The organism is Pseudomonas sp. TE3911 (assembly GCF_054062775.1).
In genome coordinates, this window is the sequence record NZ_JBSSFP010000001.1 from 468,561 (window position 1) to 493,455 (window position 24,895).

General features: G+C 60.1%; 18 protein-coding genes and 1 riboswitch. Of the genes, 15 read left to right on the top strand and 3 right to left on the bottom strand.

Annotated elements, in window-relative coordinates; genetic code table 11:
• Nucleotides 1–114 precede the first annotated feature (114 nt).
• A complete protein-coding gene (locus tag ACVWXD_RS02225) occupies nucleotides 115–384 on the bottom strand; it encodes a DUF2790 domain-containing protein (protein ID WP_457370635.1) in 270 nt (89 codons plus the stop codon).
• A 412-nt stretch (nucleotides 385–796) separates the two neighbouring features.
• Here ACVWXD_RS02225 and acs point away from each other — a divergent pair, with 412 nt between their 5' ends.
• The 7 genes from acs to ACVWXD_RS02260 all read left to right on the top strand — a co-directional run bounded on the left by acs (nucleotide 797) and on the right by ACVWXD_RS02260 (nucleotide 8,683).
• On the top strand, nucleotides 797–2,752 hold the full coding sequence (gene acs / locus ACVWXD_RS02230) for an acetate--CoA ligase (RefSeq protein WP_032886744.1): 1,956 nt from the start codon (nucleotides 797–799) through the stop codon (nucleotides 2,750–2,752).
• A gap of 653 nt (nucleotides 2,753–3,405) precedes the next feature.
• Nucleotides 3,406–4,191 carry an ABC transporter substrate-binding protein gene (locus ACVWXD_RS02235; protein WP_032886745.1) on the top strand — a complete coding sequence of 262 codons (786 nt, stop codon included), beginning with the start codon at nucleotides 3,406–3,408 and terminating at the stop codon, nucleotides 4,189–4,191.
• A gap of 91 nt (nucleotides 4,192–4,282) precedes the next feature.
• Nucleotides 4,283–4,972: an ABC transporter permease gene (locus ACVWXD_RS02240; RefSeq protein ID WP_032886746.1), complete on the top strand. Its 690-nt coding sequence runs from the start codon at nucleotides 4,283–4,285 to the stop codon at nucleotides 4,970–4,972.
• Nucleotides 4,969–5,667 (top strand): ABC transporter permease, encoded by a 699-nt coding sequence (locus ACVWXD_RS02245; protein ID WP_032886747.1) that lies wholly within the window; start codon nucleotides 4,969–4,971, stop codon nucleotides 5,665–5,667. The genes ACVWXD_RS02240 and ACVWXD_RS02245 overlap by 4 nt, the downstream gene beginning before the upstream one ends.
• A 1-nt stretch (nucleotide 5,668) precedes the next feature.
• Entirely contained in the window at nucleotides 5,669–6,781 is a 1,113-nt protein-coding gene (locus tag ACVWXD_RS02250) for a succinylglutamate desuccinylase/aspartoacylase family protein (protein WP_457370636.1), read from the top strand.
• A gap of 27 nt (nucleotides 6,782–6,808) precedes the next feature.
• The gene (locus ACVWXD_RS02255) at nucleotides 6,809–7,573 is read left to right on the top strand and encodes an ABC transporter ATP-binding protein (RefSeq protein ID WP_032886749.1); all 765 of its coding nucleotides are present in this window, start codon (nucleotides 6,809–6,811) and stop codon (nucleotides 7,571–7,573) included.
• Between the two features lie 129 nt (nucleotides 7,574–7,702).
• Complete coding sequence (locus ACVWXD_RS02260) at nucleotides 7,703–8,683, top strand: GlxA family transcriptional regulator (protein ID WP_095185706.1); 981 nt, start codon at nucleotides 7,703–7,705, stop codon at nucleotides 8,681–8,683.
• Between the two features lie 33 nt (nucleotides 8,684–8,716).
• On the opposite strand, the gene ACVWXD_RS02265 is transcribed toward ACVWXD_RS02260, so the two are convergent.
• Nucleotides 8,717–14,629: a dermonecrotic toxin domain-containing protein gene (locus ACVWXD_RS02265; protein WP_457370637.1), complete on the bottom strand. Its 5,913-nt coding sequence runs from the start codon at nucleotides 14,627–14,629 to the stop codon at nucleotides 8,717–8,719.
• Between the two features lie 310 nt (nucleotides 14,630–14,939).
• Between ACVWXD_RS02265 and ACVWXD_RS02270 the strand changes: the two genes are divergently transcribed.
• The 7 genes from ACVWXD_RS02270 to astE all read left to right on the top strand — a co-directional run bounded on the left by ACVWXD_RS02270 (nucleotide 14,940) and on the right by astE (nucleotide 22,753).
• Nucleotides 14,940–16,160: an aspartate aminotransferase family protein gene (locus ACVWXD_RS02270; protein ID WP_401384124.1), complete on the top strand. Its 1,221-nt coding sequence runs from the start codon at nucleotides 14,940–14,942 to the stop codon at nucleotides 16,158–16,160.
• Between the two features lie 196 nt (nucleotides 16,161–16,356).
• Nucleotides 16,357–17,376: an arginine/ornithine succinyltransferase subunit alpha gene (gene aruF / locus ACVWXD_RS02275; RefSeq protein ID WP_401384121.1), complete on the top strand. Its 1,020-nt coding sequence runs from the start codon at nucleotides 16,357–16,359 to the stop codon at nucleotides 17,374–17,376.
• 51 nt (nucleotides 17,377–17,427) lie between these two features.
• Nucleotides 17,428–18,453 (top strand): arginine N-succinyltransferase, encoded by a 1,026-nt coding sequence (gene astA / locus ACVWXD_RS02280; protein WP_032886754.1) that lies wholly within the window; start codon nucleotides 17,428–17,430, stop codon nucleotides 18,451–18,453.
• Entirely contained in the window at nucleotides 18,450–19,919 is a 1,470-nt protein-coding gene (gene astD, locus ACVWXD_RS02285) for a succinylglutamate-semialdehyde dehydrogenase (RefSeq protein ID WP_164444890.1), read from the top strand. The genes astA and astD overlap by 4 nt, the downstream gene beginning before the upstream one ends.
• A 156-nt stretch (nucleotides 19,920–20,075) precedes the next feature.
• Complete coding sequence (gene astB, locus ACVWXD_RS02290) at nucleotides 20,076–21,422, top strand: N-succinylarginine dihydrolase (RefSeq protein WP_095185702.1); 1,347 nt, start codon at nucleotides 20,076–20,078, stop codon at nucleotides 21,420–21,422.
• Nucleotides 21,423–21,446: 24 nt separating this feature from the next.
• Nucleotides 21,447–21,737, top strand: coding sequence for a hypothetical protein (locus ACVWXD_RS02295; protein ID WP_003214319.1), 291 nt, complete (start codon nucleotides 21,447–21,449; stop codon nucleotides 21,735–21,737).
• Between the two features lie 11 nt (nucleotides 21,738–21,748).
• Nucleotides 21,749–22,753 (top strand): succinylglutamate desuccinylase, encoded by a 1,005-nt coding sequence (gene astE, locus ACVWXD_RS02300; protein ID WP_122681237.1) that lies wholly within the window; start codon nucleotides 21,749–21,751, stop codon nucleotides 22,751–22,753.
• Between the two features lie 133 nt (nucleotides 22,754–22,886).
• On the opposite strand, the gene ACVWXD_RS02305 is transcribed toward astE, so the two are convergent.
• Nucleotides 22,887–23,396, bottom strand: a complete 510-nt coding sequence (locus tag ACVWXD_RS02305) for a 6,7-dimethyl-8-ribityllumazine synthase (protein WP_095185700.1) — start codon at nucleotides 23,394–23,396, stop codon at nucleotides 22,887–22,889.
• Nucleotides 23,397–23,493: 97 nt separating this feature from the next.
• A riboswitch (FMN riboswitch) is annotated at nucleotides 23,494–23,663 on the bottom strand.
• 191 nt (nucleotides 23,664–23,854) lie between these two features.
• Between ACVWXD_RS02305 and ltaE the strand changes: the two genes are divergently transcribed.
• Nucleotides 23,855–24,859, top strand: coding sequence for a low-specificity L-threonine aldolase (gene ltaE, locus ACVWXD_RS02310; RefSeq protein WP_122753549.1), 1,005 nt, complete (start codon nucleotides 23,855–23,857; stop codon nucleotides 24,857–24,859).
• Nucleotides 24,860–24,895 lie beyond the last annotated feature (36 nt).

Sequence of the window (24,895 nt, forward strand, 5' to 3'; positions counted from 1 at the left end):
GGGAGCAAGCTCCCTCCCACATCTGGACTGCGTGGTGCCTCAAGCCGGTTCTTTGCCGCAAGAACGATTTCTTGCGGCGAATAAGATTCGGGTGTTTTCTAACTGACTAAGTTGTTAGCCGTTAGAGCAACCGTTGCCCATAATCTTGTAATTAAGAATATGGCGTTGACCCTGGGAATCTTCATATTCCATCTTCGCAGGTACAACTTCACATACATTCGGAACTTCGCTCATGGACAATACTTTGGCAACGTCCAAGTGGGTGCTGTAGGTGTAATCTTCAACAATCGGGGCGTTCTGGCCGGCCAGCTCGGTCGGGGCTTCGTCGGCCAGGGCGGCGGCGGCGCACAAGCTGCTGAGGGCCATAACTACGAGAGCTTTCATTTCTTTACTTACCTTCTTCAGGGCGAAAGGGGTCACGGGGCCCTTGTGAGGCCACGTGTGTAACTTAGGATTGGTTAGTTCGGATTAACGTTGCCTTCGTGGGGGCTGTTACGTTGTTAATCACTGCCGTGTAAACCACGGCGTCGTGTTGACGGAGTTGATTTTAGGCCTGCGGGTTATATTCATATACCCGTGCTTTTGATAAACACTATTGGCGGTTTTTGTAACAATCCCGTGGTAAAGGTTTTTTCACACAGCTCCAGAAGCCTTGCAGCCCTTGGCCCAGAGCCCTGTCAGCCGATACCAGGGCAATGTGTAGGGGCTTGTTACTACCATCGTCGAATGGTTCTATGGGGTCGCCCCGGCTACAACAGGGCATACAAAAACAACTATTGTCACCGAGGTAAGAAAGATGAGTGCGGCTTCCCTGTACCCCGTTCGCCCCGAAGTAGCAGCCAACACGCTGACCGATGAGGCGACCTACAAGGCCATGTACCAGCAGTCGGTGGTCAACCCCGACGGTTTCTGGCGTGAGCAAGCCAAGCGTCTTGACTGGATCAAGCCTTTCACCACGGTGAAGCAGACCTCGTTCGACGATCACCATGTCGACATCAAGTGGTTCGCCGATGGCACCCTGAACGTGTCCTATAACTGTCTGGACCGTCACCTCGCCGAGCGTGGCGACCAGATTGCGATCATCTGGGAGGGCGATGACCCTGCCGAGAGCCGCAACATCACTTACCGCGAGCTGCATGAAGAAGTCTGCAAGTTCGCCAACGCCCTGCGTGGTCAGGACGTGCACCGCGGCGACGTGGTGACTATCTATATGCCGATGATCCCCGAAGCCGTGGTCGCCATGCTGGCGTGTACCCGCATCGGTGCGATTCACTCGGTGGTGTTTGGTGGTTTTTCGCCGGAAGCCCTGGCCGGTCGCATCATCGACTGTAAGTCGAAGGTGGTGATCACTGCCGACGAAGGCATTCGCGCCGGTAAGAAGATTCCGCTCAAGGCCAACGTCGACGACGCACTGACCAACCCGGAAACCAGCAGCATCCAGAAGGTCATCGTGTGCAAACGCACCAATGGCCAGATCAAGTGGAACCAGCATCGCGACATCTGGTACGAAGACCTGATGAAAGTGGCGGGCACCGTATGCGCGCCAAAAGAAATGGGCGCCGAAGAAGCCCTGTTTATCCTCTACACCTCCGGTTCCACCGGTAAGCCTAAAGGCGTGCAGCACACCACCGGCGGCTACCTACTTTACGCCGGCCTCACCCACGAGCGCGTGTTCGACTATCGCCCGGGCGAAATCTACTGGTGCACTGCCGACGTCGGCTGGGTCACCGGCCACACCTATATTGTCTATGGTCCGCTGTCGAATGGCGCGACCACGGTGTTGTTCGAAGGCGTGCCTAACTACCCGGACATCACTCGGGTGGCGAAGATCGTCGACAAGCACAAGGTCAATATCCTCTACACCGCGCCGACCGCCATCCGCGCAATGATGGCCTCCGGCACCGCAGCCGTTGAAGGTGCTGACGGCAGCAGCCTGCGCCTGCTCGGTTCCGTTGGCGAGCCGATCAACCCGGAAGCGTGGGATTGGTACTACAAGAACGTCGGTCAATCCCGTTGCCCAATCGTCGACACCTGGTGGCAGACCGAGACCGGCGGCAACATGATGAGCCCGCTGCCGGGCGCCCATGCGCTCAAGCCAGGCTCGGCTGCACGGCCGTTCTTCGGCGTGGTGCCGGCTTTGGTGGATAACCTGGGCAACCTGATCGAAGGGGCTGCCGAAGGCAACCTGGTGATCCTCGATTCGTGGCCGGGCCAAGCGCGTACGCTGTTTGGCGATCATGACCGTTTCGTCGATACCTACTTCAAGACCTTCCGTGGCATGTACTTCACCGGTGACGGCGCTCGTCGTGACGAGGACGGTTACTACTGGATCACGGGACGTGTGGATGACGTGTTGAACGTTTCCGGCCACCGCATGGGCACTGCCGAGATTGAAAGCGCCATGGTTGCCCACCCTAAAGTGGCTGAAGCAGCGGTGGTTGGGGTGCCGCATGACATCAAGGGGCAGGGCATTTATGTGTATGTCACCCTCAAAAATGGCGAAGAGCCAAACGAAGCGCTGCGCCTGGAGCTGAAAAATTGGGTGCGTAAAGAAATCGGGCCGATTGCTTCGCCGGACGTGATCCAGTGGGCGCCGGGCTTGCCGAAGACCCGCTCGGGCAAAATCATGCGCCGTATCCTGCGCAAGATCGCCACGGCTGAGTACGACGGGTTAGGCGATATCTCCACCCTGGCGGATCCAGGTGTAGTGGCGCATTTGATTGAAACCCACAAGACCATGAACGTCGCTTAAGGCGAGGTTGGTTGGACAAAGCCCTATTCGGTGTGAGCCGGGTGGGGCTTTTTTATGTTCGCTTCGAGCCGGTGGGGATCCAGTGTGGGAGGGGGCATGCCCCCGATTGCAGTGGGTCGGTGAATACAGCTGTCAAGGGTCTACCGCCATCGGGAGCAAGCCCCCTCCCACGTTTGGATCTGCGCCACCCGAATAAATATCGGTTTATTGCGTAGGAGGTTTCTGAATGTTACCGGGTGGGGCAAATGTGTAACCCCATGTCCACACATGAGGCAAAGCGCTACGCCCGTGCCCCGAAAAACCCCATTCCAGACACCCCAAGAAATAAGATTAAACGCCAGACTTGCCGTGCCAGAAGGGTTTGCGAATAATAGGCCCGCAATTTGCAGCGTCTACAGGTTTAATGTCTTTTGTCTCTGCATAAAATCCAGGGGCTGTCAATGAGCTGGAACCGCTTTCTCTGTGCTTCTGTAAATTGTTGTCGCATTGAGGAAATATCGGCTTCCGGCCTGTCGTTAGAATGCCGATCACTCGCTCGTCGTCGCCGATGTTGAATTGGTGTCGGACGCAGCACCGCTATTCGGTTTCACCTTCGCCGCATCGTGGGCCATGGCTCATACTGCTGTTTTGCCCTATACCGATGGAGTCCCAAGATGAAGAAACTCGTGCTGTTGGGCGCCCTGGCGCTGTCCGTGCTGTCCATGCAGGCCTTCGCTGAAGGCAAGCCTCTGAAAATTGGTATCGAAGCGGCTTACCCTCCGTTTGCCTCGAAGGCGCCGGATGGCAACATCGTTGGTTTTGACTACGACATCGGCAACGCCCTGTGCGAAGAGATGAAGGTCAAATGTACGTGGGTCGAGCAAGAGTTCGACGGCCTGATCCCTGCGCTCAAAGTGCGCAAGATCGACGCCATCCTGTCGTCCATGTCCATCACTGAAGACCGCAAGAAGTCCGTTGATTTCACTAATCGCTACTACCTGTCCCCAGCACGCCTGGTGATGAAGGAAGGCACCGCTGTCAGCGACAGTCTGGATGAATTGAAAGGCAAGAAGATCGGCGTGCAACGTGGTTCGATCCACGACCGCTTCGCTCGTGAAGTCCTGGCTCCAAAAGGCGCTGACATCAAGGGTTACAGCACCCAGAACGAAATCTACCTGGATGTGGCCGCTGGCCGCCTCGACGGTACCGTGGCCGACGCCACCCTGTTGGAAGACGGTTTCCTGAAGACCGACGCTGGTAAAGGCTACGCGTTCGTTGGCCCATCCTTCACTGACGCCAAATACTTCGGCGACGGCATAGGCATCGCGGTACGTAAAGGCGACAAGGAAAACCTGGACCGCATCAACGCTGCTATCGCTGCGATCCGTGCCAACGGCAAATACAAAGAAATCGAGAAAAAGTACTTCAACTTCGACATTTACGGCCCAGAAGCCCAGTAAAACGTCGCAGCGGTCTGTCCTAAATGGCGCAAGCAACAGAATTCCTGCGGTTTGCGCCATTTTTTCATCCCCCTTTTCGAGGACCTGAATCATGTTGAAAGGCTACGGGGCCGTCATCCTCGATGGCGCATGGTTGACGCTTCAGCTCGCCTTGTCGTCCATGGCCTTGGCCATTGTTCTGGGTCTGATCGGGGTCGCGTTACGCCTGTCGCCGGTGCGCTGGTTGGCCTGGCTGGGTGACTTGTACTCCACGGTGATCCGCGGGATCCCTGACCTTGTGCTGATCCTGCTGATTTTCTACGGCGGCCAGGACCTGCTCAACCGCGTCGCGCCGATGCTCGGCTACGACGACTATATCGACTTGAACCCTTTGGCCGCCGGTATCGGCACTCTGGGGTTCATCTTTGGCGCCTACCTTTCGGAAACTTTCCGTGGCGCCTTCATGGCCATCCCCAAGGGACAGGCCGAAGCCGGCCTTGCATATGGCATGAGCAGTTTCCAAGTGTTTTTCCGGGTGATGGTGCCGCAGATGATTCGGCTGGCGATCCCTGGTTTCACCAACAACTGGCTGGTACTCACCAAGGCCACCGCGCTGATCTCGGTGGTAGGCCTGCAAGACATGATGTTCAAGGCCAAGCAGGCGGCAGATGCCACCCGCGAGCCTTTTACCTTCTTCCTCGCAGTGGCGGCGATGTACCTGGTGATCACCAGCGTATCGTTGCTGGCGCTGCGCTATCTTGAGAAGCGCTACTCGGTAGGCGTAAGGGCGGCTGATCTATGATCTTCGACTACAACGTCATCTGGGAGGCCATGCCGCTGTACCTTGGCGGCCTGCTGACTACCCTGAAATTGCTCGCCATCTCGCTGTTTTTCGGCCTGCTCGCCGCCTTGCCCCTGGGGTTGATGCGTGTGTCCAAGCAGCCTGTCGTGAACGGTGTGGCCTGGCTCTACACGTACGTGATCCGCGGCACGCCGATGCTGGTGCAACTGTTCCTGATCTACTACGGTCTGGCGCAATTCGAAGCGGTGCGCGAAAGCTTTATGTGGCCCCTGCTGTCCAGCGCCACGTTCTGTGCGTGCCTGGCCTTTGCGATCAACACCAGCGCCTACACCGCCGAGATCATTGCCGGTAGCCTCAAGGCCACGCCCAATGGCGAGATCGAAGCGGCCAAGGCGATGGGCATGTCGCGCTATAAGCTGTACCGCCGCATCCTGCTGCCGTCGGCCTTGCGCCGTGCGCTGCCGCAGTACAGCAACGAAGTGATCATGATGCTCCAGACCACGAGCCTGGCCTCCATCGTCACCCTGATCGACATCACCGGCGCCGCACGCACGGTGAACGCCCAGTTCTACTTGCCGTTTGAAGCCTATATCACCGCTGGCGTCTTCTACCTGTGCCTGACCTTTATCCTGGTGCGCCTGTTCAAGTTGGCCGAGCGCCGCTGGCTGAGCTACCTGGCTCCACGGAAGCACTGATATGGAACGTATCGACCACCTGTTGCCCTGGGGCCACCTGGGCTGCGAGCGCCAACTGAGCGTGTTCCGTTTCGGCAGCGGCGAGCGCAAGGCCTATATCCAGGCCAGCCTGCACGCCGATGAACTGCCCGGCATGCGCGCCGCCTGGGAACTGAAAAAACGTCTGACAGAACTGGAACAGCAAGGCGCCCTCAACGGTGTGATTGAGCTGGTGCCGGTGGCCAATCCGATGGGCCTGGGCCAGTTGTTGCAAGGCAGCCACCAGGGGCGTTTCGAAGTAGGCAGTGGCAAGAATTTCAACCGCGATTTCGTCGAGTTGAGCGAACCGGTTGCCGCATTGCTTCAAGGCAAGCTGGGGGATGATCCCCATGCCAATGTGCGCCTGATCCGTCAGGCCATGAGCGATGCGCTCAGCGACTTGCCCGAGCCGAGCAGCCAGTTGCAAGGCATGCAGCGCGTCTTGCTGAGCCACGCGTGCACCGCTGATATCGTCCTCGACCTGCATTGCGACGCCGAAGCCGCGCTGCATATGTACGCGCTGCCCCAGCACTGGGCCCAGTGGCGTTCGCTGTCGGCGCATCTGAATGTGAAGGTCGGCTTGTTGGCGGAGGATTCCGGTGGCAGCTCGTTTGATGAAGCCTGCTCGCTGCCATGGTTGCGCTTGTCCCGGATGTTTCCGGACGCTCAGATCCCGTTGGCGTGCCTCGCGACGACGTTGGAACTGGGCGGTCAAGCCGACACCGGGCGTGATGAAGCAATCTTTCACGCCGAGGGCATCCTCGCATTCCTTGCCGAGCAAGGCCTGATCAACGGCGAATGGCCGGCTGCGCAGCACGAAGCGTGCGAAGGCATGCCGTTTGAAGGCACCGAGTTGCTCTTCGCGCCCCACGCCGGGGTGATCAGTTACCTGCGCAAAGCCGGAGACTGGGTGGACGCCGGCGAACCGATTTTTGAAGTGATTGACCCCCTGCAAGACCGCGTGAGCATTATCTGCGCCGGTACGTCGGGGGTGTTGTTTGCCGTTGAACGGCTACGTTATGCCCAAGCGGGTTTCTGGCTGGCCAAGGTGGCGGGGCGCGACGCGCTGCGACACGGGCGCTTGCTCAACGACTGACCACCTGTTTTTGTGAGAACCGACCGCATGTACAAACTTGAAGTCCAAGACCTGCATAAACGCTATGGCAGTCATGAAGTGCTCAAAGGCGTTTCCCTGGCCGCTGCGGCCGGTGATGTGATCAGCATCATCGGTTCCAGTGGTTCGGGCAAAAGTACCTTTTTGCGCTGCATCAACCTGCTGGAGCAACCCCACGCCGGCAAGATTCTGCTCAATAACGAAGAGCTGAAACTGGTGGCCAACAAGGACGGCGCCCTGAAGGCCGCTGATCCCAAGCAGCTGCAACGCATGCGTTCGCGCCTGTCCATGGTGTTCCAGCATTTCAACCTGTGGTCGCATATGACCGCGCTTGAAAACGTGATGGAAGCCCCGGTGCACGTGTTGGGCATGTCGAAGAAAGATGCCCGTGAAAAGGCCGAGCACTATCTGGCTAAAGTCGGCGTGGGCCATCGTAAGGATGCGTTCCCTGGCCATATGTCCGGCGGCGAGCAGCAGCGTGTGGCGATTGCCCGTGCCTTGGCGATGGAACCTGAGGTGATGCTGTTTGACGAACCGACTTCGGCGCTGGACCCGGAACTGGTCGGCGAAGTGCTCAAGGTGATGCAGGACTTGGCCCTGGAAGGCCGCACCATGGTGGTGGTCACCCACGAAATGGGCTTTGCCCGCGAAGTGTCGAACCAGTTGGTGTTCCTGCACAAAGGGATTGTTGAAGAACGCGGCAACCCGCGGGAAGTGCTGGTGAACCCGCAGTCCGAGCGGTTGCAGCAGTTCCTGTCCGGCAGCTTGAAATAATTCCTCCCACATGGATCTCTACATTGGGGTTCTACAGTTGGATCTTTATCGTTTTTAAGCTTTGTGTTGGTTTACGGGCTAGCATTGGCCCTTGTCTTCATTACTGTTACAGGCTTCGGATAGCACTCCATGACCGCCCATAAAATTGGTTTCCTGATTTGGCCCAGCACAAAGGCACTCACGCTTGCGCTGGCTGAGGAGGCCTTACGCGTTGCTCAGCGGGTGCATCCGGATGTGGTTTACGAGCTGTCGTTTTTGCTCGCGGAGCCTGCCACCGAAGGCGCCTGGCAATTGCCGGGCGAACCATGGGCCGGCAAGCTCGAAGGCTTTCAGAAACTGTTTCTGCTGGCCGACGAGCCGCCAACGGTTATTGCCTCGCAACTGAGCACGGCCCTCAAGCAATTGGTGCGGGCCGGGTGTGTGATCGGTGGTTTGTCGGCCGGCGTGTACCCGTTGGCCCAACTCGGTCTGCTCGACGGTTATCGCGCTGCCGTGCACTGGCGCTGGCAGGATGACTTCGCCGAACGTTTTCCCAAGGTTATCGCCACCAGCCACCTGTTCGACTGGGACCGTGATCGCCTGAGCGCCTGCGGTGGCATGTCGGTACTCGACTTGCTGCTGGCGGTACTGGCCCGTGACCACGGCGCCGAACTGGCGGGTGCAGTCTCCGAAGAACTGGTGGTGGAACGCATCCGCGAAGGCGGCGAACGCCAGCGGATTCCCCTGCAAAACCGCCTGGGTTCCAGCCATCCTAAGCTGACCCAGGCAGTGTTGCTGATGGAAGCCAATATCGAAGAACCGCTGACCACTGACGAAATTGCCCAGCACGTCTGTGTGTCGCGACGCCAACTGGAGCGGATCTTCAAGCAGTACCTCAACCGCGTCCCCAGCCAGTATTACCTGGAGCTGCGTCTGAACAAGGCCCGCCAAATGCTGATGCAAACCAGCAAGTCGATCATCCAGATCGGCCTGTCCTGCGGCTTCTCCTCGGGGCCACACTTCTCCAGTGCCTACCGTAACTTCTTCGGCGCCACCCCGCGTGAAGACCGCAATCAACGGCGCAGCAGCAGCCCGTTCGAGTTGTCATCGGTGCCGTCCGAACGCGGCTGAAACCGGGTTGTCCCGAACAGGTACGCGACTGTCTCACTCCTCCATGGGTTCCGGTGTGCCGGGCGGGGTTATGTCCTCCATGTTTTCGTCGTATGTCGCTTCCTCCACGCCCAACTCATAACCCGTCTGCCGGTAATAGGTACGCAAGATCGTCAGGCTTTCGGGAGACAGGGGGTTGCCGCTCACATCCGAGTCATCGTCGAGCGGCAGTGGCATTCCCAGCAGGTCGTCCGGCAAGTGCTCGATCAGGTTGTCGCTCAGGTCTACGGCCCGCAGGCGCGGTAGGCTGAAGATCCCCGTGGGTATGTCGCGCAGCCTGCAGTTGTGGAGGTACACCATCGTCAGTCGCGTCATGTTGCGCAGGTCCGGCGCTTGGGTGAGGGTGTTGTCGCTCAGATCCAAGTAAGTGAGCTCCGTCAGGCGCGACAGTTGCTCGATGCTGTTCGGCGTCAGGCGGATCTGGTTATTGCTGAGCTTGAGCAGGCGCAATTGCTTGAGTTCGAACACTCGGTCGGGAATCCGCTGCAGGGCGTGCTGCTCCACTGTCAGCGCAGTCAGGTTTGGGAACGCCTGCAGGAATTCGCCTACGCGAACATGGCGCTTGTCGCCCGTCAGTTCCATCAGCGTCACATGTTCCAGGCGCGCATTCAGGGCTGGCAGATCTCCGGAAAGCTGGCCGTTGAAAATCAGCTTGTGAGTGTTTCGGGCGGGCCATTCGTTTTCATCCAGATCGGTTTCTCTGCGCCAGCAGCGCAGTATCAATTCCTTGAATGCCAGGCGACGCACCTGCTCCTCGGCGCGGGCATTTTCGATCAGCAGGGGGTTGGCCAGCTGGTCCATGGCGGGGACGTTGAGTACCCATTCCTCCAGGTCGCTGTCGAGCCGCTCGTATTCGGCACTCAGGCGGCTGATTTGCGCGTCGGCGTCCTCCAGTTCGCCGGGTAGCTCAAAAAAGATGCGCTTGGTGTCTCGCTCCGTGAGGCTGGGGTAGAGCGCGTTGATGCGCTGCAATTGTGCATCGGGAATGCTGGCATTCCAGTGTTCGCCCTTGGCTTGGCAATAGCGCTTGATCGCGTGCAAGGTCGAGGGCGACAGCGGGTTGGCCGACAGGTCGAATGCGTTGCTGGCCGCCCGCGGCAGTTCGAAGGCCTCATCAGGCAGCTCGCGCAAAGCGTTCTGGCTCAAGTCCACGCGGGCACGCAATACCGCCGGCTGAATCAGCGAGCGCGGCAGTTCGCTCAAGCCAGTGTTACGCAGTGACAGGCTGACCAGGTTGGGCAGCTGGTTGAAATCCGGCAGTCGCGCCAGCGGGTTGTTATCGAGGTTCAGGTGCTTGAGTTCACGCATGCCCTGCAAGGCTTGCTGCGCGGATGGCGACAATTGCAGCGTGCAGCGGTCCAGCACCAGGTACGACAGGTTTGGCAGGTGGCCGAGTCGCGGCAGTTCACTCAGTGCATAGTTTTCGATATGCAGCGCAGTCAGCGCCGGGAAACTGCGCAGGAACGCATCCAGGCCCAACGGTGAGCCCAAGCCCTTTAAGGCGAGCACGGACACATGATTGAACGAGGTGCGCAGGGCGGGCAAATCGCCGCTCACCGGGAGGAAAAGGCTGAATTCGTAGCTGAGCATCGGCAGCCCGAAGTTGACATCGCCCGAGGTGATATCGCGTCGCCAGCCTGCCTCAAGGGCAACGATGAATCGGTGGCGCAGGGCCTGTTCCTCGGCGGTGACGCTGCTGTCGTTGGCCCAGCCAAGGCAATCCTGACGAATAGTGGGAAATTCGTTCTCCAGCCGACTCATCTCGACGCGACCGGCTGCCAGGTCCCCTGGCAGGCCAAAAATGAAGCGGTTGATTTGGTCACCGTTGAACGAGGGGAACAGTCTTTTGGCCTGCTCCGCGTCGACCCTGGCCGGGATCGCTTCCAAGTAGTGTTGGGTACGCTGGAAGTAGGCTTTGACGCGCTCCAGTGTCGGCTCGGACAACGGGTTGTTGGACAGGTCGAAATGCCGAGTGATGTCGACGGGCAAATCGAACAGGGCGGCAGGCAACTCGCTGATCCTGTTATTGGACAGCATCGCCAGCGTCAGGTGGCTGCGACTCAGCAATCCTTCGGGCAGTTGCTCGATGTCGGTGTTGGCCAGGTCCAGGTATTGCAACTGCGGCATCTGTTCCACATTGGGAGTCAGCGTCAGGGGGTTGTTGTACAGGTCAAGGGTCAACAGGCGCGTCATGTTGTTGATGACCGCATGGCTTTGCTCGGTGAGGCGGATGTTGCAGCTGCTCAGGATCAATTCGTTGAGCGTGTTCATCGAGGCCAGGCTGGGCGGCAGTTCGTCCACGGCAAGATTGCGGATGTTCAGCCGACGCAAGCTTGGAAAAAGCTGCAGGAATCCGTCGATTTCCATGCGTTGGTGCGCACCCTGCAATTCCAGGTGAGAGACATGTTCGAAGCGTGCACTCAACGTGGGCAACTCACCCAGCAGGGGGGCTGACAGTCGCAGGATATGACCGTTGATGGCTGGCGGCTCATAGAAGTTATCGAGCTCGGTTTCCTGGCGCCAGGCTCGCCGTAGTTGGTGGGCAAACAAATTGCGGTCGCGCCGCAGGTATTCATATTGGAGCGCGCTCAGCGTAGCGCCGGTTGTGGGGTGTACACGGGGTGTCTGGGATTCCCAGACCACCAGGTTCAGGTCCAGTTGGATGTATTCGTTGCGCAACCGGGTTAAGGCCAGTTGTGCACCGCCGGGGGTATTTTGCAGGGCGGCGATCATGTCGCGGATTCTTGCACGCGACAGTTGCGGGCGCAGCGTCTGCAGCTGTTGTTCGAGCGAGGGGCCGCGGCTGGGTCCCGGCACCTCGGGAATGGCTGGCGGGTAACCGTCCATGCCGCCGCGCAAACGCATGACATTGGGGTCGTAGCTGGGTTTGTTGTGCGGGTCGCTCTTTAATATGTCGCGCAAGGTAGGGCGATCCACCGGGGCATCGCCGATCGCCTGCTTGAGGCGTGGGCCCTGGCCGATATGAAGTTGCAGCGCATTGCGTGCACTGTCAGGCAGGGCCTGCAGGACGGCGGTGAAGAAGTCGGTGCTGCCAAACAGTGCGGTCTGGCCGTTCTCGGGGATGAATTGGCCGTCCGGTGTGGCCACCAGCGTACGTTTGGTCGGCGCGTAAGTAGGCCCGATGGCGTCGAGCAACTCGCCGTCAGCGCGGTATTGGCGCAGTTCCAGACGAATCCACTCGGGCCAGCCATTGAGGTTTTCCAGCGAATGCAGCGCCAGCCGGCAAGTGTCCGGATTTTCCACAGCGTCCAGATACAGGCCTTCATAGGCGCGTGTGGTGCGCACTTCATGCAACGACCATTCGGCCAGTTCGGTCAGGCGCGTCGGTACGTTGCCAGCGTCGATCGACTTGAGCTCCTCGCCACTGGCACCGGCCAGTAACTCCTCGGCAACCGGCGTCGGCAGGCCGGGGCGCGAGGCACTGTCGATGAGCTTTTGCACACGTGGGTCGCTGGTGCGGTCCTGGCCGCGGTAGCGTGAGTCGAACAGTGAGAAGCGCTTGTCCTGGGCAATACGCGCAAGTTTCTTGCGCAAAGCGGCTGCGCGGGTGCGGCTGGAGGCGGGAGGCAGCCCGAATTCTTCTTCCAGTAGTTCCTTGCGCTCCGGCTCATTCAGGCTGTCGATCAGGGTGGGCAGCAGGTCGCCGTTGCGCAATTGCTCCTCAAGTACCTGCACAGTGCTGGCCCCGGATTCTCCGAGGAACTCCCACAGGGTGTTGCCGCTGGCATCCACCACCCGCAAGGTCTTGCCGGAGGGCCACAGGCCATAGCTGATCAGCAACTGCAATTGGGTCTGCGGATCTGCCTTGGCGTAGATCGCCGGGTCGTCGCTGTTCATCTGTGTCACAAACTCCTGCAACTGCTGGTCAATCTTGAAGCGCTTGAGGGTGTCGGCCAGTAGCGGTGGTGGCGGCTGCTGGGTGCTGTGCGTTTTGCGCAACGTGTTGTCATGGGTAGCGCTGCTGTCGCGGACCTGCGCTAATTGCGCGTCGCTCAATGAATCGGTCTGGTAACCGAGGCGGCGCATCAGCGTAGTGCTATCCCAGCTCAAGGGGTTTTCCAGCTCGGTGACCCAGGCGCCCTGTCCATTGGTCATCACGGCCGGACGGTAAGCCGAAGGTCGCGTGGGGTGCTGGATGAAATAGCGGTCGGCGTCTTTCTGCACGTGATAGCGCTCGCCATTGAGGCTAAGGATGTTTTTGTCTGCGTGCAGGTGCAGGCCTTGCGCGTCCGGGCGTGCCTCGGCGGGCAGTGTCACCTCCTGTCGATAGGGGCTGAGGTCGGGTTGCCACAGACGGCGCTGACTGTTGGGCCGTTTGACCGGTTGCAAGCGCTCGATGAAGGCCAGCAGCTGCGCGGGCAATGCTTCGCGCACCAGTCCTTCGATGATGGGCAATCCGGTGGCGAACAGGCCCAGTTGGACCATCTGCTCCAGCAGGCCCAAAGCATGGCCCAGGGCTTCATGTCGCAGGCCCTCAGCCCAGTCGATGATGCCTTCGAAGGCCTCGTCGAGCACCTGATAGGCGGTATACGCCAGCATCAGTGCGCCCAGCGGCGGCACGAACGGCAGTGCCACGAAGGCAACGATCTGCAGCAGGGTATCGCCGATTTTCTTCAGGAATTCCCAGCGTTCCCAACGTGCGTTCTGGTCGACCTTGGCGGTGGAGACCGCGCGGCTCTGCGCGTCTGCCAGCAGCTTGCTCAGGTGCATCTGGAATAGATGCGCGAAGAGGTCACCGTTGATCCTGAGGCTGCGAAATTGCAGCTGGGGGCTCTGGGTCGGGGTGTCACGCCAACTGGGCAGTGGATCGCCCTGTTTATGCGCATGCCAGGTGACTTGGTTGAGGCGTTGATTGAGGTTGGCGAAGAACACCGCAGCGTCTTCATGGCGGACAAAACGGCTGAAGAACCCTTGAAAGTCCTTCGAGCGCAGCCGGGCGACCAGGCTCTGCATGAACGCGGCACTGCTGGGGTAGTGTTTGATCGGGTGTTGCGGATCGTCGGGGATATAGGCGATCAGCGGGACTGCATCGCGGCTGTTCTCCAGATCCGGAGCGAACAGCACCACGCCAGTGAGGCGACAATCCATGATGAATAAATCATGGGCCGTCAGCGGTGGGCAGCCGTTGTGCGTGGCGTCGCCGTTTTCGATCAGATTGAGTACCGCGGTGTGGCTGGCGGCGGGCAGCTCGTCCTTGAGCAAGGCCATGTACAGAGCGAATTTCAGCGCGCCCAAGTGGCTTTGTTTGAGCCAGTGCTCCAGGGCGTTGCGCGCCACGGGGTTGCCCAGGTCGAGGTACTCGTCCAGGTAGCGTTGGTATTGGCCGCCGATGTCCAGGCGCCGGCAGAGCTGGGTGAATTGCGCGACGCTGATCTTCGCGTCGAGGTCGGGCAGGGGGCTGAACTGCCCTGTGGCCGTGGGTTGCGTGCTGAAGCCCGAGTGCTGCGCGTAGGTCTCGTCGGCTTCGAAGTTGTGCAGCGCCGCTTCCAGCAGTGAGACCGACCAGGTTCTGGCCGCGCCCTGCTTGACGGTAAAACCGACGACGGTCAACGGTACGTACAGTTGCAGGTAGGTGGTGCGCACATCAGTGTCGATGCCGAACTCGTCCTTGAGTGCCGCGTGCAGGCGTTCGGCGCCGAACTGCTCCGGGCTTTTCAGTGCCGCCAGAGCCTTGTCCACGAGGTTCTGCGCGGTCCAGGCGGCGGCGTTGAGTTCTTTGAGCTGTGCATGTTGCGACTCGGTTGCACGGGTATACCAGTCGGCAATCAACGGCGTGCAGGCTTTCAACGCCACGCGCTTGGCGGCACTGGCCGTGCCCAACCAAGGAGGGATAGCGTCGCGGAGAATGTCGAGGTGTGGTGTCTGGGTTTCAGGATGCTGCGCCATGGGCCGTTCCTTGATGGATTTTGAGGAGGCTCAGCAAAACAGCGCGGGCTTGTCGTTGGGCGGTAGACAGTTAGCGCAGCGCGCTGGGGCAGATTTGCGAAGATCCTGTCATCCCCTGCCCACGAGGCCTGCGCACGGTTTAAACTGCGCCTTTGCGACGCTATTTGTCGCATTGGCGTAAACCCGCTGAAAACGCGGGTTGGCGCTATAAGAAGTTGTCGCTTGGCGGCAAGGCCGCTCTGAAAACTGTCCTTACAATCCCTGCATCGCCCGCCAGTTCCAGGCAGGCGTTCCTCTTCAGGAGACTCCGATGTCCGTTGAGCAAGCCCCGGTGCAACGTGCCGATTTCGACCAGGTCATGGTTCCCAACTACGCACCTGCCGCATTCATCCCCGTGCGTGGCGCAGGCTCCCGTGTGTGGGACCAGGCGGGTCGCGAGCTGATCGACTTTGCCGGCGGCATCGCGGTCAACGTGTTGGGCCACGCCCACCCGGCGCTGGTCGGTGCGTTGACCGAACAGGCCAACAAGCTGTGGCATGTCTCCAACGTGTTCACCAATGAGCCGGCCCTGCGCCTGGCCCATAAGCTGATCGACGCCACCTTTGCCGAGCGCGTGTTCTTCTGTAACTCCGGCGCCGAAGCCAACGAGGCCGCGTTCAAGCTGGCCCGTCGCGTGGCGTTCGACCGTTTCGGTACCGAGAAGTACGAGATCATTGCCGCGCTGAACAGCTTCCACGGCCGTACCTTGTTCACCGTCAACGTTGGTGGTCAGTCGAAGTACTCCGATGGCTTCGGTCCTAAAATCACCGGCATCACCCACGTTCCTTATAACGACTTGGCTGCGCTGAAAGCCGCCGTGTCGGACAAGACCTGCGCCGTGGTGCTCGAACCGATCCAGGGCGAAGGCGGCGTACTGCCGGCCGAGTTGGCTTACCTGCAAGGCGCCCGCGAACTGTGCGACGCCAACAATGCGCTGCTGGTGTTCGACGAAGTGCAGACCGGCATGGGCCGTAGCGGCCACCTGTTTGCCTACCAGCACTACGGTGTGACGCCGGACATCCTCACCAGCGCCAAGAGCCTGGGCGGCGGTTTCCCGATCGCGGCGATGCTCACCCGCGAAGACCTGGCCAAGCACCTGGTGGTCGGCACCCACGGCACCACTTACGGCGGTAACCCGCTGGCGTGTGCGGTGGCCGAAGCGGTCATCGACGTGATCAACACCCCTGAGGTGCTGGCCGGCGTCAACGCCAAACACAGCCAGTTCAAGGCGCGCCTGGAACAGATCGGCAAGCAGTACGGCATCTTCACCGAAGTGCGTGGCATGGGCCTGCTGATCGGTTGCGTATTGAGCGATGCGTTTAAAGGCAAGGCCAAGGACGTGTTCAACGCGGCCGAGAAAGAAAACCTGATGATCCTGCAAGCCGGTCCGGACGTGGTGCGTTTCGCGCCGAGCCTGGTGGTGGAAGAAGCGGACATCAACGAAGGCCTGGATCGCTTCGAACGTGCAGTAAAAACCCTGACACAAGCCTGATAACTACACCTTCTGCCGGCCGGACTGGGTCAAAAATGTGGGAGGGGGCTTGCCCCCGATAGCAGTCTTTCAGTTGATACATCCGGTGACTGATACACCGCTATCGGGGGCAAGCCCCCTCCCACATTGGAATATGGTTGTTCCAGCTATGTCCGGTAATTTTCCCCTATGAGTTTTAGAGTTAAGGAGTGACACCATGCTGGTGATGCGCCCCGCGCAAATGGCTGATCTGGGCGAGGTACAGCGTCTGGCTGCGGACAGCCCGATTGGTGTCACCTCCTTGCCGGATGATGTGGAACGCCTCAGCGACAAGATCGCCGCCAGCGAAGCGTCCTTCGCGGCCGAGGTAAGTTTCAACGGTGAAGAAAGCTATTTCTTCGTGCTCGAAGACACCGAGACCGGCAAGCTCGCCGGTTGCTCGGCCATCGTCGCGTCGGCCGGCTACTCGGAGCCTTTCTACAGTTTTCGTAACGAGACCTTCGTGCACGCCTCGCGCGAGCTGAAGATCCACAACAAGATCCACGTGCTTTCCCAGTGCCACGACCTCACCGGCAACAGCCTGCTTACCAGTTTCTACGTGGTGCCCGAGCTGGTCGGTTCGCCGTGGTCGGAACTCAATTCCCGTGGCCGCCTGCTGTTCGTCGCCAGCCACCCCGAGCGCTTTGCCGACTCGGTGGTGACCGAGATTGTCGGCTACAGCGACGAGAACGGTGATTCGCCGTTCTGGGATGCCATCGGCCGTAACTTCTTCGACCTCAACTACGCCGCCGCCGAGCGTCTGTGCGGGCTGAAAAGCCGTACGTTCCTCGCCGAGCTGATGCCGCACTACCCAATCTACGTACCGCTGTTGCCGGACGAAGCCCAGGAAGCCATGGGCCAGGTGCACCCGCGTGCGCAGATTACCTTCGACATCCTGATGCGCGAGGGCTTCGAGACCGACCATTACATCGACATCTTCGATGGCGGCCCCACGCTGCATGCACGGGTTTCGGGGATTCGCTCTATTGCCCAGAGCCGCGTGGTTCCGGTGAAGATCGGCGAGATAGTCAAGGGTGTCGGCCGCCAATACCTGGTGAGCAACGCGCAGTTGCAGGATTACCGTGCGGTGATGCTGGAACTGGACTACGCGCCCGGCAAACCGGTGACCCTGGACTTGGCAACTGCCGAAGCCTTGGGCGTTGGCGAAGGCGCGAGTGTGCGCTTGGTAGCGGTATAAAGACTGAGTTTCGCGGGTGGCTGACAACAGCGGCCCGTCTGAGGAGATAGCATGATCGTTCGTCCCGTACGCAGCAGCGATTTACCGGCCCTGATTGATCTGGCGCGCAGCACCGGCACCGGCCTCACGACCTTGCCGGCCAACGAAGAGCGCCTGACCCATCGGGTTGGCTGGGCGGAAAAAACCTTTCGCGGCGACGCCGGGCGTGGCGACGCGGACTACCTGTTCGTGCTGGAAAACGACGAAGGCCGCGTGGTGGGGATTTCCGCCATCGCTGGCGCCGTTGGCCTGCGTGAGCCTTGGTATAACTTCCGGGTGGGCCTGACCGTCAGCGCCTCCCAGGAACTGAACATTTACCGCGAGATTCCGACGCTGTTCCTGGCCAACGACCTCACCGGCAATTCCGAGTTGTGCTCGTTGTTCCTGCACGCCGACTACCGCAACGGCCTCAACGGCCGCATGTTGGCCAAGGCGCGCATGTTGTTTATCGCTGAGTTTCCGCAGTTGTTCGGCAACAAGATCATTGCCGAGATGCGCGGCGTGTCTAACGATGCCGGGCGTTCGCCGTTCTGGGAAAGCCTGGGGCGTCACTTCTTTAAGATGGAATTCAGCCAGGCCGACTACCTCACCGGCGTGGGCAACAAGGCGTTTATCGCCGAGCTGATGCCGAAGTTTCCGTTGTACAGCTGTTTCCTGTCGGAAGACGCGCGCAACGTGATCGGCAAGGTCCATCCGGACACCGAACCCGCGCTGAGCATGCTCAAGAGCGAAGGCTTCAGCTACCAGGGCTATGTCGATATCTTCGACGCCGGCCCGGCAGTGGAGTGTGAGACCAGCAAAATCCGTGCGGTGCGCGACAGCCAGTCGCTGGTATTGGCCATCGGCACGCCGGGGGACGACGCCACGCCGTTCCTGATCCATAACCGCAAGCGCGAAGAGTGTCGCATCACCGCCGCACCGGCCCGCCTGGCGGCAGGCACGCTGGTGGTCGATCCGCAGACTGCCAAGCGCCTGCAACTGGTGGTGGGTGATCAAGTGCGCGCTGTACCGTTGTCTGCTGCTCGGGAGTCGAAATAATGAATTCGCTGTATATCGCAGGTAGCTGGCTGTCTGGCCAGGGTGAGTTGTTTGAATCACGCAACCCGGTGACTCAAGACGTGCTGTGGGCCGGCAACGGCGCCACTGCCGAGCAGGTCGAGTCCGCTGTGCAGGCCGCGCGCCAGGCGTTCCCGGCCTGGGCCAAGCGTTCGCTGGAAGAGCGCATCAGCGTGCTGGAAACCTTCGCCGCGACCCTTAAACGTCGCGCCGATGAAATCGCCCGCTGCATCGGTGAGGAAACCGGCAAGCCGTTGTGGGAATCGGCCACTGAAGTCACCAGCATGGCCAACAAAATTGCGATCTCGGTGCAAAGCTACCGGGAGCGTACTGGCGAGAAGAGCGGCCCCCTGGGTGACGCCACCGCCGTGTTGCGCCACAAACCCCACGGTGTGGTCGCGGTGTTTGGCCCTTACAACTTCCCTGGGCATTTGCCCAACGGTCATATCGTCCCGGCCTTGTTGGCGGGTAACACCGTGCTGTTCAAACCGAGCGAGTTGACCCCCAAAGTCGCCGAGCTGACCGTGCAGTGCTGGATCGAAGCCGGTCTGCCGGCGGGTGTGTTGAATCTGCTGCAAGGTGCGCGGGAAACCGGTATCGCGTTGGCGGCCAACCCAGGCATCGACGGTTTGTTCTTTACCGGTTCGAGCCGTACCGGCAATCACCTGCACCAGCAGTTCTCCGGACGCCCGGACAAAATCCTGGCCCTGGAGATGGGCGGCAACAACCCGCTGGTGGTGGACGAAGTGGCCGATGTGGATGCGGCGGTCTACACCATTATCCAGTCGGCGTTTATCTCTGCCGGCCAACGTTGTACCTGCGCCCGTCGCCTGCTGGTACCGGAAGGCGCCTGGGGCGATGCATTGCTGGCGCGGCTGGTGGCGGTGAGTGCGACGATTGAAGTCGGTGCGTTCGACCAGCAACCGGCGCCGTTCATGGGCTCGGTGATTTCCCTCGGCGCTGCGAAAGCGCTGATGGATGCCCAAGAGCTGATGCTGGCAAATGGCGCTGTCGCGCTGCTGGAAATGACCCAGCCGCAGGATCAGGCCGCTTTGCTGACCCCAGGCATCATCGACGTGACCGGTGTGACCGAGCGCGAAGACGAAGAACTGTTCGGCCCGCTGTTGCAGGTGATCCGCTACGCTGATTTTGAGGCGGCGATTGCCGAGGCCAACAACACCCAGTACGGCCTGGCCGCCGGTTTGTTGTCGGACTCCGAGGCGCGTTACCAGCAATTTTGGCTGGAAAGCCGCGCCGGGATCGTCAACTGGAACAAACAACTGACCGGCGCTGCGAGTACCGCACCGTTCGGTGGGGTGGGGGCGTCGGGCAACCATCGCGCCAGTGCGTATTACGCGGCGGATTATTGTGCGTACCCGGTGGCGTCGCTTGAAACGCCAAGCCTGGTGGTGCCGGCCACGCTAACCCCCGGCATTACGCTGATCTAAATGTGGGAGGGGGCTTGCTCCCGATGGCGGTGTGTCAGTTGATGAATCAGGTGACTGATCCACCGCTATCGGGGGCAAGCCCCCTCCCACAGGGGTTCAGTGGTGTATTCAAGTAATTTGATGCCTATAAAAACAGATGTTCGTGGAGCCTCGCCGATGAAATCCTATGAAGTCAATTTTGACGGTCTAGTGGGGCCGACCCATAACTACGGCGGTTTGTCCTTCGGCAACGTCGCGTCCCAGAGCAACAGCCAGCAGCATTCCAACCCCAAGGAAGCAGCGTTGCAGGGCCTGCAAAAAATGAAAGCCCTGATGGACATGGGCTTTGTGCAAGGCGTACTCGCGCCCCAAGAGCGCCCGGACGTGGCCGCCTTGCGCAGCCTTGGCTTCAGCGGGACCGATGCCCAGGTGATCCAGCAGGCGGCCAAGCAGGCCATGCCGTTGTTGGTCGCCAGTTGCTCTGCGTCGAGCATGTGGGTGGCCAACGCCGCCACGGTCAGCCCGAGCGCCGACACGGCGGATGGTCGCGTGCATTTCACCGCCGCCAACCTCAACTGCAAGTACCACCGCAGCATTGAACACCCGACCACCAGCCGCGTGCTGGGCGCGATGTTTGCTGACCAGAAACACTTTGCCCATCACGCCGCATTGCCGGCGGTGGCGCAGTTCGGAGACGAAGGCGCGGCCAACCACACGCGTTTTTGCCGTGAATATGGCGAGGCCGGGGTAGAGTTTTTTGTGTTCGGCCGCAGCGCGTTCGATCCCCGTTACCCGGCCCCCCAGAAATACCCGGCACGCCAGACGCTCGAAGCCTCCCAGGCCGTCGCCCGTCTGCACGGTTTGAAAGACGACGGCGTGGTCTACGCCCAGCAGAACCCGGCCGTGATTGATGCGGGTGTGTTCCACAACGACGTGATCGCGGTGGGCAACGGCGAAGTGCTGTTCTATCACGAGGATGCGTTCCTCAATACCGAACAGATGCTCGCCGAACTGCAAGGAAAGTTGGGCAAAGTGGGCGGCAACTTCCAGTCGGTGTGCGTGCCGCGCGCCCAGGTCAGCGTCGAGGACGCAGTGCGTTCCTACCTGTTCAACAGCCAGTTGCTGACCCGACCTGACGGCTCGATGCTGTTGATCGTGCCAGAAGAGTGCCGCGCCAATGAGCGCGTGTGGCATTACCTGCAAGGCCTGACCGCTGCGGGTGGGCTGATCCGCGAAGTGAAGGTCTTCGACCTCAAGCAGAGCATGCAGAACGGCGGCGGCCCGGCGTGCCTGCGCTTGCGCGTGGCGCTGAACGAAACGGAACTGGCGGCGGTGAATCCAGGGGTTATCATGACCGCGCCGTTGTACGACACGCTGACCCAATGGGTCGACAAACACTACCGCGACAGCCTGCGTGAAACCGACCTGGCTGACCCGCAGTTGCTGCTTGAGTGCCGGACGGCACTGGATGAACTGACGCAAATCCTTAAACTGGGCTCGGTTTATCCTTTCCAGATCAATTAACGCCGCACGGCTGAGAACTATTTTATGACCACCGACACCCTGAAGCTGATCCTTGAAGACACCGACGGCACCCAGCTGGAAACATCCTGCACCCGCGTCGCCGTGGTCTGGCAGGGCAAGGAAATCTGGATCCAGCACGACGGCCGTGGCCAACTGCTGATCGGTGTGGACGTCGAAGAAGGCGATGCCGAATACGCCAACCTGCTGATGCGCCCACTGGCCACCAACCTGATGAGCCTGCAGCTGGAAATGGAACCGGCCGACGTTGAAGGTGATGACGACGATCACGTCCACGGCCCAGGCTGCAACCACTAAGGAAGCTGCGTATGCTCGCCCTCGGCAAATTGCTTGAACTGACCCTCGCCGGTCGTGAACCGGCGCAAAAAATTCAATCGACTGTCGACGGCGTGCAGATGCGCTGGCTCAGCGAGGGCGCGCTTGAAGTGCGTCCTCCTGAAGCACGGGACAATGGCAGCGACCTGCTGCTGTCGTCCGGCATCCATGGCAACGAAACCGCGCCGATCGAACTGCTCGACCGCTTGTTGCATGGCATCGCCCGTGGGGAGATCAAACCCCGCACTCGTATTTTGTTCCTGTTCGGCAACCCCGAGGCGATGCGCCGCGGCGAGCGTTACCTCGAACTGGACGTCAACCGGCTGTTCAACGGCCGTCACGAAAAAAACATCGGCCCCGAAGCCATGCGCGCCGCCGAGCTTGAACAACTGGCCCGTAGCTTCTTCAGCCAGCCTGACCGTTCGCGCCTGCATTACGATTTGCACACCGCCATTCGCGGCTCGAAGATTGAGCAGTTCGCCCTGTACCCCTGGAAAGACGGGCGCCAGCATTCGCGTCGCGAACTGGCGCGTTTGAACGCTGCCGGCATGGAAGCGGTGCTACTGCAGAACAAGACATCGATCACCTTCACGGCGTTTACCTATGAGCAACTGGACGCCGAAGCTTTCACCCTGGAACTGGGCAAGGCGCGGCCGTTCGGGCAGAACCAGGGGGTGAATGTTTCCCGCCTGGAGCTGCGCCTCAAACAGATCATCGAAGGCACGGAGCCTGAGACTGACAGCCTGGACGGGTTGAAACTGTTCGCCGTGTCGCGTGAAGTCATCAAGCACAGTGATGCCTTCCTGCTGCACTTGCCGGCTGACGTGGAAAACTTTTCGGAATTGGAAAAGGGTTATCTGCTGGCCGAAGATGTGGCCAAGACGCGTTGGGTGATCGAGGAGGAGGGCGCACGCATCATCTTTCCCAACCCTAAGGTGAAGAATGGTTTGCGGGCAGGGATATTGATTGTGCCGACCACGGACGCTGGCCTGGCGTAGGTCTCAAGGCGTAACCGGATGCAAATGTGGGAGGGGGCTTGCCCCCGATGGCGGTGTCTCAGCTACAGATGAGCTGAATGACACACTGCTATCGGGGGCAAGCCCCCTCCCACATTTTGTTTTGCAGTGTTGCTTAGACCGCTACCGCCCGTGGCTCGCTACGACGGATCGCCCGTACCTTGTGCAGGGTATCTGCGCAGGTCTTCGCCGCTTCCTGGCCCTTGTGCACAAAGTGATCATGGAAGAACGCGTGGTGTTCGCTGCCCGCGTGGAAGTGATGCGGCGTCAGCGATACCGAGAACACCGGCACTTCAGTTTCCAGTTGCACCTGCATCAGGCCGCTCACCACCGATTGGGCGACGAATTCGTGGCGGTAGATGCCACCGTCCACCACCAGCGCGGCGGCAACGATACCTGCGTAACGACCGGTCTTGGCCAGTAGCTTGGCGTGCAGGGGCATTTCAAAGGCGCCGCCGACTTCGAAGAAATCGATGTCCGATTCCTGGTAGCCCTGGGCGATCATTTCGGCGAGGAAGCCTTTACGGGATTGGTCGACAATATCCTTGTGCCAGCAGGCTTGGATAAACGCGACGCGCTCGCCGTAGTGGTTTTTGCTTTTGCTGTCGATAGCGGTGGGTTGCATGTTCTGACTCCTGTTTAAGAAAAAAACAGGGCGTTATGAATCGAATGGGATTTAAGGGTACGCATGCGTCAATAGGCGCGCGGCCCTTAGGTCTCAATCCCGTTCTCTCTTCATCCGGACTATGACCGTCGGCCCCGGGATCACACCGGGTCTGCTGACCTTGTCGCCGTCCCGCGTGAGCAGTTCGAGGCGCCAAGCGCTCGCGGGCTATACACATTGCGTGTAATTACCGCCGGTGGGGAATTACACCCCGCCCTGAGAACGTTGCCACCAGAACCCTGGTGGCGGGGAGATTTTTAACATGGTTTTTCAAAAACTGCACGGACGCCGTATCGATAACCTATATCGGTTTGTTTGGTTGGTATTCGATTGAATGTAAACGGGGCTTGATATTCCGGGGCTTTGCCCGCAGTAATCATCGATAAAAGGACGTACTCAACCTGTTAGAGGCCTGTTTCATGACCGTGATTGACCTGCGCAGCGATACCGTGACCCAACCCACCCCCGGCATGCTGGACGCGATGGCCACTGCCGTCAGCGGCGATGACGTCTACGGTGAAGACCCCAGCGTCAATCTGCTGGAAGCTGAATTGGCCAAGCGCCTTGGGTTTGCTGCGGCGTTGTTCGTGCCCACCGGCACCATGAGCAATCTACTGGCATTGATGGCTCATTGTGAGCGCGGCGAGGAATATATCGTCGGCCAGCAGGCCCACACCTACAAATATGAAGGCGGTGGTGCAGCGGTGCTGGGTTCGATCCAGCCGCAGCCGCTGGAAGTGCAGGCGGATGGCTCCCTGGATTTGAACCATGTACGGGACGCGATCAAGCCGGACGATTTCCACTTCGCCCGCACCCGCTTGCTGGCTCTGGAAAACACCATGCAAGGCAAAGTGCTGCCCTTGGAATACCTGGCCCAGGCGCGGGCGTTTACCCGTGAACATGGCTTGGCCCTCCATTTGGATGGCGCGCGAATCTACAACGCGGCGGTCAAGCTTGGGGTGGATGCGCGGGAGATCGCCCAGCATTTCGATTCGGTGTCGGTGTGCCTGTCCAAGGGGCTCGGTGCCCCTATCGGCTCGGTGCTGTGCGGCTCTACGATGTTGATCGCCAAGGCCCGGCGTTTGCGCAAGATGGTCGGTGGCGGTATGCGCCAGGCCGGTTCCCTGGCTGCGGCGGGGCTGTATGCCTTGGATCATCAGGTGCAACGCCTGGCTGATGACCACGCCAACGCTCAGTGGCTGGGCGAAGAGCTGCGCAAAGCGGGGTATGAGGTCGAGCCGGTGCAGACCAACATGGTCTACGTGCAGATCGGCGATCAGGCCCAGGCCTTGAAGGCCTTTGCTGCCGAGCGCGGGATCAAGTTGAGCGCCGCGCCACGCCTGCGTATGGTCACTCATCTGGATGTCAGCCGGGCGCAGATCGAGCAGGTGCTCGCGACATTCGTCGAATTTTCGCGCAAATGATCGTGCAGACCGTCTAATTGAGCGTCTCTATCGCAT

Bases quoted from the DNA above. Each gene is read 5' to 3' on its own strand.
- ACVWXD_RS02225 (WP_457370635.1), bottom strand. From the start codon at position 384: ATGAAAGCTCTCGTAGTTATGGCCCTCAGCAGCTTGTGCGCCGCCGCC.
- acs (WP_032886744.1), top strand. From the start codon at position 797: ATGAGTGCGGCTTCCCTGTACCCCGTTCGCCCCGAAGTAGCAGCCAAC.
- ACVWXD_RS02235 (WP_032886745.1), top strand. From the start codon at position 3,406: ATGAAGAAACTCGTGCTGTTGGGCGCCCTGGCGCTGTCCGTGCTGTCC.
- ACVWXD_RS02240 (WP_032886746.1), top strand. From the start codon at position 4,283: ATGTTGAAAGGCTACGGGGCCGTCATCCTCGATGGCGCATGGTTGACG.
- ACVWXD_RS02245 (WP_032886747.1), top strand. From the start codon at position 4,969: ATGATCTTCGACTACAACGTCATCTGGGAGGCCATGCCGCTGTACCTT.
- ACVWXD_RS02250 (WP_457370636.1), top strand. From the start codon at position 5,669: ATGGAACGTATCGACCACCTGTTGCCCTGGGGCCACCTGGGCTGCGAG.
- ACVWXD_RS02255 (WP_032886749.1), top strand. From the start codon at position 6,809: ATGTACAAACTTGAAGTCCAAGACCTGCATAAACGCTATGGCAGTCAT.
- ACVWXD_RS02260 (WP_095185706.1), top strand. From the start codon at position 7,703: ATGACCGCCCATAAAATTGGTTTCCTGATTTGGCCCAGCACAAAGGCA.
- ACVWXD_RS02265 (WP_457370637.1), bottom strand. From the start codon at position 14,629: ATGGCGCAGCATCCTGAAACCCAGACACCACACCTCGACATTCTCCGC.
- ACVWXD_RS02270 (WP_401384124.1), top strand. From the start codon at position 14,940: ATGTCCGTTGAGCAAGCCCCGGTGCAACGTGCCGATTTCGACCAGGTC.
- aruF (WP_401384121.1), top strand. From the start codon at position 16,357: ATGCTGGTGATGCGCCCCGCGCAAATGGCTGATCTGGGCGAGGTACAG.
- astA (WP_032886754.1), top strand. From the start codon at position 17,428: ATGATCGTTCGTCCCGTACGCAGCAGCGATTTACCGGCCCTGATTGAT.
- astB (WP_095185702.1), top strand. From the start codon at position 20,076: ATGAAATCCTATGAAGTCAATTTTGACGGTCTAGTGGGGCCGACCCAT.
- ACVWXD_RS02295 (WP_003214319.1), top strand. From the start codon at position 21,447: ATGACCACCGACACCCTGAAGCTGATCCTTGAAGACACCGACGGCACC.
- astE (WP_122681237.1), top strand. From the start codon at position 21,749: ATGCTCGCCCTCGGCAAATTGCTTGAACTGACCCTCGCCGGTCGTGAA.
- ACVWXD_RS02305 (WP_095185700.1), bottom strand. From the start codon at position 23,396: ATGCAACCCACCGCTATCGACAGCAAAAGCAAAAACCACTACGGCGAG.
- ltaE (WP_122753549.1), top strand. From the start codon at position 23,855: ATGACCGTGATTGACCTGCGCAGCGATACCGTGACCCAACCCACCCCC.